The 8,247-nt window shown below is 38.2% G+C and carries 7 protein-coding genes; 4 read left to right on the top strand and 3 right to left on the bottom strand.

What is annotated here, in order from left to right; genetic code table 11:
- Positions 1-107: 107 nt before the first annotated feature.
- From ACWITO_RS14010 to ACWITO_RS13995, 4 genes are all read left to right on the top strand, one after another.
- Positions 108-1,628, top strand: coding sequence for a serine hydrolase (locus tag ACWITO_RS14010; RefSeq protein ID WP_448530618.1), 1,521 nt, complete (start codon positions 108-110; stop codon positions 1,626-1,628).
- Positions 1,629-1,689: 61 nt separating this feature from the next.
- Entirely contained in the window at positions 1,690-3,237 is a 1,548-nt protein-coding gene (locus ACWITO_RS14005) for a complex I subunit 4 family protein (RefSeq protein ID WP_448530617.1), read from the top strand.
- Positions 3,234-3,572, top strand: a complete 339-nt coding sequence (locus tag ACWITO_RS14000; protein ID WP_448530616.1) for a hypothetical protein — start codon at positions 3,234-3,236, stop codon at positions 3,570-3,572. The genes ACWITO_RS14005 and ACWITO_RS14000 overlap by 4 nt, the downstream gene beginning before the upstream one ends.
- Positions 3,573-3,584: 12 nt before the next feature.
- Complete coding sequence (locus ACWITO_RS13995) at positions 3,585-4,727, top strand: GlmU family protein (RefSeq protein ID WP_448530615.1); 1,143 nt, start codon at positions 3,585-3,587, stop codon at positions 4,725-4,727.
- A gap of 44 nt (positions 4,728-4,771) precedes the next feature.
- Here the strand turns inward: ACWITO_RS13995 and ACWITO_RS13990 are convergent, their stop codons facing one another.
- The 3 genes from ACWITO_RS13990 to ACWITO_RS13980 all read right to left on the bottom strand — a co-directional run bounded on the left by ACWITO_RS13990 (position 4,772) and on the right by ACWITO_RS13980 (position 8,022).
- Positions 4,772-5,875 carry a T9SS type A sorting domain-containing protein gene (locus tag ACWITO_RS13990; RefSeq protein ID WP_448530614.1) on the bottom strand — a complete coding sequence of 368 codons (1,104 nt, stop codon included), beginning with the start codon at positions 5,873-5,875 and terminating at the stop codon, positions 4,772-4,774.
- A gap of 42 nt (positions 5,876-5,917) precedes the next feature.
- Entirely contained in the window at positions 5,918-6,787 is an 870-nt protein-coding gene (locus ACWITO_RS13985) for a cupin-like domain-containing protein (protein WP_448530613.1), read from the bottom strand.
- A gap of 89 nt (positions 6,788-6,876) precedes the next feature.
- Complete coding sequence (locus ACWITO_RS13980) at positions 6,877-8,022, bottom strand: TIGR03032 family protein (protein ID WP_448530612.1); 1,146 nt, start codon at positions 8,020-8,022, stop codon at positions 6,877-6,879.
- Positions 8,023-8,247 lie beyond the last annotated feature (225 nt).

Genomic DNA, 8,247 nt, shown 5'->3' with positions numbered 1-8,247 from the left:
TTAATCATTTTTTCAATTACCCTAAGTTTTTTTATTTAAATCCCTTGAAAACAATAAGTTAGACTTATAATTCACGTTATTTTTAAGCAAACTTTAATTGAAGTAAGATGCGTTTAGGTGCTTTTGTGTGGGTTTTCTGCTTACCTTTATATCTTTTTGCTCAAACTAACGTGCAAGCAGATTTGAGCCAAATCTTTACGCGTTACAAGCTAATGGGTATGTCGGTGGTAGGAATTTGCAATGGAAAAGTATCTTTCAGTCATTATCAGGGTTTAGCCGATTTTCAGCGAAATATTCCCATAGATAGCAACACCAAATATCGTATAGCCTCTATTTCTAAGGCTATTACGGCAATGGCTTTGATGAAACTTTGGGAGCAAGGACTTTTTCAACTTGATGATGATGTGAATAACTATCTTAACTTTTCCTTACGAAACCCCAATTTTCCAAGCAAAGCCATAACCTTCCGAATGTTGCTTTCGCATACGGCTTCGCTCAACGATGGTTCGGGCTATGAAAGTTTTTTAAGCGATACCTACAACAATGCAACCCCGCCCAATCTTTCCCAACTTCTTACGACTTCGGGTTCATACTATACGGCTAATATGTTCTTGAACCGCGAGCCGGGCACTTATTTTTCGTATGCCAACGTAACCTATGGAGTTATCGGTACGCTTATTGAGCGAATTTCGGGCAAGCGTTTTGATGTTTTTTGTAAAGAAAATATTTTTCAGCCACTTGGTTTAGATGCTTCTTTCAATATTCAAGACCTGAGCAATATCAATCAAGTGGCGGTACTATATCGGAAAACTGGTACGAATTGGGTGCCACAGCTGGATAACTACAATGGCGTAATGCCTCCTCCACGCGATTTGAGTGCTTATACCATTGGCAACAATGGCTTTATATTTGCCCCACAAGGCGGATTGCGTATTTCTGCCAAAGATTTGGGGGTTTTGGCTCTGCTGATGATAAATAAAGGCATTTACAACAACATTCGTATTCTGAACAATTCTACCATAAACACAATGTTAGAGCCTCAATGGACTTACAACGGCACCAACGGGAATAATTATTATTGCCTTTTTAATGAATGGACTTTGGGGCTTCATAGCATAACTAATCGCTCTCGCTGTGATGTAGTGCTTGGAAAAAAAATGGTAGGGCACGCAGGCGAAGCATACGGCTTGATTAGTGATTGGTATTTCAGTGTTCCAACCAAAGAAGCGGTCATTTTTGTAACCAATGGCTCGGAAACTGCCTATGCCACTACTTCGCAATCGGCTTTTTATGCCGTAGAAAATGATATTTTTCAGGCTGTAAAAAAAGAGTTAGATAGAGCTTGTGGGAGTAATGCCAGCAATCCGCCGCCAGTAACGGCTTTGGAAAGTAATGAGTATTTTCAGGTGATGCCCAATCCTGCTCGTGAAAGTTTAGAAATACGATTCTTGCAGAGTGAAAATGCTCAAATTCGTCTTTTCAACTCACAGGGAAAGCTCATTGTAGAAGGGGATTCCAAAGGAAAAGCACAATTCAGCATCATAACGCAAAATTTACCCAAAGGGGTTTATTTCTTACACATTCGCACTTCTTATCTTTCAAAGCATATCAAAGTAGTTTTGGAGTAAGCATTTTTTCTTTGTAATTTTACGCCTGCTACTTTACCTTCAACCCTTTACCTTGAACTCTATGTGGCTGAGCTTTCTGCTTTTCATTCCACTGATAGCCTTTTTGGTAGTTGTGCTTTTGCCCAAAAAATTTGAAAACTATTCCAAAACAATTACAATAACAGCTAATTCTTTGCTTTTGGTTGTGGCGGGGTATATTTACTTTTTTTTGCCCAAAAACTACACCGAGCCGCTTTGGTTTTCAGAAAAACACGAGTGGATACAATTGGATTGGGGTAGTTGGAAACTCAAAATAGATTATTTCCTTGGGCTTGATGGCTTCAATGCCAGCATTATTTTACTTGCCGCCATAGTGCTTTGGATTGGGGCTTGGGCTTCTTGGAATATTCATCAGAAAATAAAGGGCTATTTTGCTTTGTATTTGCTTTTGGCTACTTCTGTAATGGGTACATTCCTTGCTTTGGATTTTTTCTTGTTTTTTGTGTTTTTTGAATTTATGCTCTTGCCTATGTATTTCCTAATAGGCATCTGGGGCGGCGAAAGACGTGAATATGCTTCCATTAAGTTTTTTCTTTACACTTTGTTGGGGTCTATATTCATATTGGTTGCAATGATAGCTCTTTACCTTTCTGTAAATGAAGGCGATACACATAGTTTCAATTTGCTTGCAATGGCAAAAAAAGAAAATTTTGAGGTGGATAGCTATTTATCAGTGCAAAATAAAGACCTGCTTTGGGGGCAATCTTATCGGTTTTGGGTGTTTTGGCTTTTAGTGATGGGTTTTTTGATAAAACTGCCTGCTGTGCCTTTTCATACGTGGCTACCTGATGCACACGTAGAAGCTCCTACGCCTATTTCGGTAGTGCTGGCAGGAATTTTACTGAAAATTGGTGGCTATGGTATTTTGCGAATAGCATATCCTATTTTTCCTGAAATTGCCGTAGAAAGTTCGCTGGCTATGGGCTTTTTGGGAATGATAGCCATTTTGTACGGGGCATTGAACGCCTTGGCACAACAAGACCTCAAAAAAATGGTTGCTTATTCTTCGGTTTCGCATATGGGTTTTGTACTGATTGGAATAGCTTCTCTTACACCCGAGGGTTTGAATGGAGCAGTTTTTCAGATGTTTAGCCACGGATTGCTTTCGGCTTTGCTTTTTGTGATAGTAGGTATTTTATATGATAAAGCCCATAGCCGCCAGATTGATGATTTTAGCGGACTTTTCAAGCTGATGCCTTCGTATAGTGTTCTTGTTACGCTTGCTTTTTTTGCCTCTTTGGGTTTGCCTTTGTTTTCGGGCTTTATCGGAGAGCTTTTTACACTTATGGGGGGCTTTCAGTCGGAGTTTTTGCCTACCTATGTTCCGCTCTTGGGGGCATTGGGCGTAGTATTGGGAGCAGGATATTTTCTTTGGACACTCCAAAGAATGTTTTTGGGCAAAACTTGGCTGAAAAATCCCTCACTCTCTTTGACAGATATTTCTTGGAAAGAAAAAATTGTATTAGCTTGCATAGTGCTTTTGAGCTTGATTTTGGGAATTTTCCCTCAGATTATTTTTCAAAGTACAGAAACAACGATTGCGACACTCTTGCAAAAGTTTTTACAATGAAACAGCCATTTATGACAAAATTTGACGACACTATCAAGGCTCAAATTTTAGATTTAGAGGGCTTTTATTCGCCTGATGACTTGCTTGTATTTCTACAAGAAAAATTTTTTTCTGCTTCCAAATGGCTTATTCGTACCGATAAGGCAAAGTTTGTGAGCAATTCGCTTTTGGAATGGATTTTCTCCAATTCACAAAATCAGCAAAAAACAGCTTTGGTGCTTTCCAAAGAACTTTTTAGCAAAGAAAAACTCCAATACTATAATTCCCAAAAACCGCAGTCAGTACGTTTTTTCAACAATCTTTTGGAAGCGAGGGCTTGGATTTTTAATGATTAAATGCTGAAAATAATGAACTACATACTTTTTGATAGCCACGAAGACCACGCCAATCTTTTACCGCTTACTTTCATAAGACCTATCAGCGAAATTCGGATAGGGATTCTGACCATTCGGGAAAAATGGGAAAAGTACCTTGCAGAAACTTGCTCTTACCAAACAGAAAACTATCTTTCGGAAAAATACCCTACACAATTTTCTAATGAAAATATTTTTATCAATGCTTCTGTGCTTCCCAATAAGGTTTTAGCCGAAAAAATTAAAACACTTGCCAGCAAAGAGGCTCTGTATGCAGAAAATACCTTGATAGCCTACCGCAACGAAGCGACTAACAAGATTTTTTGGAATGAGCCTATTCGCAAAATTTCCTACCCTTTTGATATTTTTGCCTTCAATGGGGCAGAAATTCAGTCAGATTTTCATTTGGTTACGGCAGGTAGAAAAAGCAAACCTATTGAAGATAAGCACGTAATTACCTACAAACCTGAAAATATATTTGTAGAAGAGGGAGCAGATTTGAAGGCTTGTGTGCTAAACGCCGAAAAGGGTGTGATTTATATTGGCAAAAATGCACAGGTGCAAGAAATGAGTGTTATTCAAGGCAATTTTGCTTTGTGCGAGGGAGCGGTTATCAATCTTGGTGGAAAAATGCGTGGTGATACGACTATTGGTAATTATTGCAAAGTAGGGGGGGAAATCAGCAATTCGGTGCTTTTTGGCTATTCCAACAAAGCCCACGATGGTTTTTTGGGCAATTCTGTCATTGCTGAATGGTGCAACTTGGGAGCAGATACCAATACTTCCAATTTGAAAAACAATTACAGCAATGTCAAAATCTGGAATTTCCCCAAAAATGATTTTATAGACACCCAAAAGCAATTTTGCGGATTGATAATGGGGGATTATTGTAAAGCTGGTATCAATACAATGTTTAATACAGGAACCGTAGCGGGGATATCTTGCAATATTTTCGGGGGCGATTTTCCACCAAAGTTTATTCCCTCTTTTTCTTGGGGCGGAGCCAAAGGCTTTGAGCAGTATGAACTATCCAAAGCCTTTGAAGCGATTGAAAGAATGATGGCAAGACGCAATAAGTACCTGTCGGAACAAGAAAAAGCGATTATCCAACATTGTTACAAGCAAAGCGGGTTTTAGCTCTGCAAAACCTCTTCCGCTTTTTTGTAATTTTTTACTTTTTTCTAATAAATAATAAGCCTAACGATAAAGTAGTTCTCTGTACTACCAGATTCTTCCGATAGTCTTATGATATATAGTCCTTTGGGTAAATATCTAATAGAATTTGTTGGTAGTTTATTGGATACCAAAAGATTACCATTTGTATCAAATATTTGATAGTTTTTATTCTTCAAAAAATCATTAGAATAAAAATCGTTTTGTTGAATAAAAAAAGTTTTTATTGCAGTAGAGTTGTCGTTAACGTTATTTAATTTTTGAATATTAGAGTAGGTATAAGAGTTATTGTATTTGATAGCCTTAATTCTGTAATAATGAATTTTATCAAGGGGCTTTTTCTCAATAAACGAGTATTTATTTTTAGACTGTTCAAATGGAACTTTAGAGATGTACCCCCAATTGATTAAATCATAAGATTTTTCTACCTCAAAGTACTTGATAGATGTAAAGTTTACACTCCAATCTATAGAAATATTAGAGTTTTGCCAATTTTTTAGTGTCATATTTATATTTTCAGCGTTTAGCGGTATTAGTCCTGGACATACTGGAATAGGAGGAGTATCGCAAACCATACAAGGACAACCTGGTGTGCTTCCTAGCTGAAAGTGGATTGAGCATTGAGAAGTAGTTATAGGGAAAATAACTCTGATGTAGTATATTTGTCCTGGTGTAGGATTAAATGTAATTACATCAACAGAACTATTCTCTCCAGTAAAAGGGCATAATTCAAAGCCAGGGTGACAAGCTGCCGGCAACGTTCCTCCAGTCAAAGTATTACAATCAGTACCTTGGTATATAAAAGCAGTAGGCTTATCCATAGAAAATGTTCCATTGTAGGTTACTACAATTCCTGCTATACTAACTGATGATGTAGCAACAAACTTTATCCAACCCTCTCCTCCTACGCTAGTAGGTACGAAAGGAACTGGATAAGGAGATGAGCCAATTGGGAAACTCATAACAGGGATTACACAATCACAACCAGACAAAACATAGGGGGGAGTGCTATCAAGCAAGCAAGGATCAGCGGCATTAACTTGTGCAAAAGTAAAGTTGGGGGCTGCAAAAAGCAGCCATAGAAAGTTTGAAATAAAACTTTTTGTATTCATAAATATAATTTTTAGTTTAAGATCAACAAATATAATTTTCAGCTAGCTCTGCAAAACCTCTTCCGCTTTTTTGTAAATTTTCCGCTTTTTGTAGTTGTACCAAAAATGAGGAGCGGTTTTTTTCATCAGCGTGTCAATATAACGCATTCCAAACAAATTCCAAGCTCCTTTTATTTTTACTTTTAGCGAAGGGTGCAAAGCCCGCAAGCTCAATGCAAAGCCACTTTCCAAATACTCCATATGATGCCAATAGCCCGAAGGCATAAAAAGCGTATCGCCGTGTTCTAAAACTATTTCATAGCCTTGGGCAAATTTGGTAGCAGGAAAATCGTTGTAATTGAATTTTTCGTAATAATTTGTAAAATCTGCAAGGCTCAATACTTCCCAAGGTTTGCGATAGAGCTTGTGTTGCTCATTGAACGGAAAAAGTAGAACACGTTTTCTACCAACAAATTGCGTATGTAAAATATGCGAAAGGTCTATATCAAAGTGCATATGCGTAATGGAGCCGCCACCCCCTACAAAAAGCATCGGATAGCCCTTTACAAAGCCTTTCATCAAATGCTCAGGAAAAGTGAAATCTTGGGTAAGTTCGGGGCAATGCTCCAAAATATTAAACAAAAAAATACGTAAAGCCAAATTACCTTTTTTTACCTCACGCAAATAATCACCAAAAAGCATATAATCATCAGCCTTATTGACAGGCGTGTAGGCATCGCTTTTTACATTATTATACACACCAACCTGATGATGTCCTGCTTTTTCAATGAAATAATCCCAGTTCCACTTTTGCAAAGCCGCCCAATCTGCCGATAGTTTTTTGATAACCAAAGGCTTTTCAGGGAAGTAATACTTTTCCTTGAACTCTTGGGGGCTTATATTTTCAACAACATCAACCTGTTGTAGCTTCATATCTTGTATGTTTTTAGTGTAAAGGGAATGTTAATAAATCTGCACAAAATTAGTAATTTTTCTTTACAATGCAATATCTGCACCAAGCACTAATTTACATACGAAAAATTAACATCTCCGCCACTTTGCTGAGATTTTGGAACTATGGGAGTATCGGAATCGTAATCGCTTTTATCAGCAGGAATAGCCCAAAAGGTTTCCGTAGGCGTAACCAAAGCGTAACGATAATCATCTTTTTCAAAGTTGGCAATGCCCGGACGTCTTACGTTGGGTATTACCTGCACCGAGTATATTTCCTCAACACTGGTCTCATATTTGATATAACCCACAATGCTACCGTGAGGCAGATACATTATGGCTACTCCCGAAAATACAGATTCTTTGGAAATAGGTAAGTTTTGGAAAGTTTTGCTGGAAGTACGCAATTTAGAAAGTCCAATAAAGGCATAATCTTCGTAAATACCCATACCTCTCACAAAACCGGGAAATTTGTAAATCACTTGTTTTTCACCATTTTTAGGATTAACTTCAATGAGTTCACCTGTTCCCGACTGCAAAATAAGCACTTTATCTTTGTAAATTTTGGGAGTATGGGGCATACTAAGCCCTGTGGTAATGATTTCGTTGGTATCTACGTCCATCAGAATACCACCATTTACTTTATATTCACGCCACTTCATAGGTTCGTTGGTGGCGGCAAGAGCCGTTACATATTTAGGCTTGCCGTTTTGCATAGCCATTCCGTTGAGGTGGCAACGGTCGCCGGGTTCAAGAGCTGTAATAAAATGAGGCTTCCATTTAGGCTCAAAGCTATATTTATCATTGATAAGGGCAAGACAAGAAAATTGCGTGTTGACCGCCCAAAGTCCTTCATCGCCCCACTCCAAATCGTGCAAATCCAAAAAACCTGTGTAATAGGTGGCTCGGGGTACGTAGAGCGTTTCGTAAGTGTTGGGTTTGGCAGGGTAGCGAGGAGCAAGGCTTCTATCGTGAGAAAATACCACTACTGTATCAGCCGTTGCAATAGCGAGGTAGTTATCTTTGAGAGCAATCCCCATCGCTTTTTTGAAATTGCGAGGCAGTTGCACCAAACGTTCCGAATCGGTTGCACTCAAAAACACCAATTTGCCTGCTTGGTAGGTGCTTAATACAATGGTTGCATTGAGTTGCCACAAAAATTCAGGGATATTGGGCGAATATGTACAAGTAAAAGGAGGGTGTGGTTTAGTTGTCATTCTTACAAATTTTGGGGTTTAGTATGTAAATTTCTCAAATTCTTTAACTTTTGAACATCAAACGCCTATTTGACTTTCAAACTTTATTTATTAGTCAACGTGAGTTATAAGTACAAAGTGTTTGAAATACAATTTGTTAAAAAATTTAGTTTTTTTGTTATACTTTGTTTTTTGACCTCACCCCCAGCCCCTCTCCAAAAAGAGAGGGGAGCTATACACCTGAAA

Source organism: Raineya sp. (assembly GCF_053497555.1).
This window is presented reverse-complemented; position numbering and strand designations above follow the sequence as displayed.

Excerpts from the sequence above, each read along its gene's own strand:
- ACWITO_RS13995 (WP_448530615.1), top strand. The coding sequence starts at position 3,585 with ATGAACTACATACTTTTTGATAGCCACGAAGACCACGCCAATCTTTTA.
- ACWITO_RS14000 (WP_448530616.1), top strand. The coding sequence starts at position 3,234 with ATGAAACAGCCATTTATGACAAAATTTGACGACACTATCAAGGCTCAA.
- ACWITO_RS13980 (WP_448530612.1), bottom strand. The coding sequence starts at position 8,022 with ATGACAACTAAACCACACCCTCCTTTTACTTGTACATATTCGCCCAAT.
- ACWITO_RS13990 (WP_448530614.1), bottom strand. The coding sequence starts at position 5,875 with ATGAATACAAAAAGTTTTATTTCAAACTTTCTATGGCTGCTTTTTGCA.
- ACWITO_RS13985 (WP_448530613.1), bottom strand. The coding sequence starts at position 6,787 with ATGAAGCTACAACAGGTTGATGTTGTTGAAAATATAAGCCCCCAAGAG.
- ACWITO_RS14005 (WP_448530617.1), top strand. The coding sequence starts at position 1,690 with ATGTGGCTGAGCTTTCTGCTTTTCATTCCACTGATAGCCTTTTTGGTA.
- ACWITO_RS14010 (WP_448530618.1), top strand. The coding sequence starts at position 108 with ATGCGTTTAGGTGCTTTTGTGTGGGTTTTCTGCTTACCTTTATATCTT.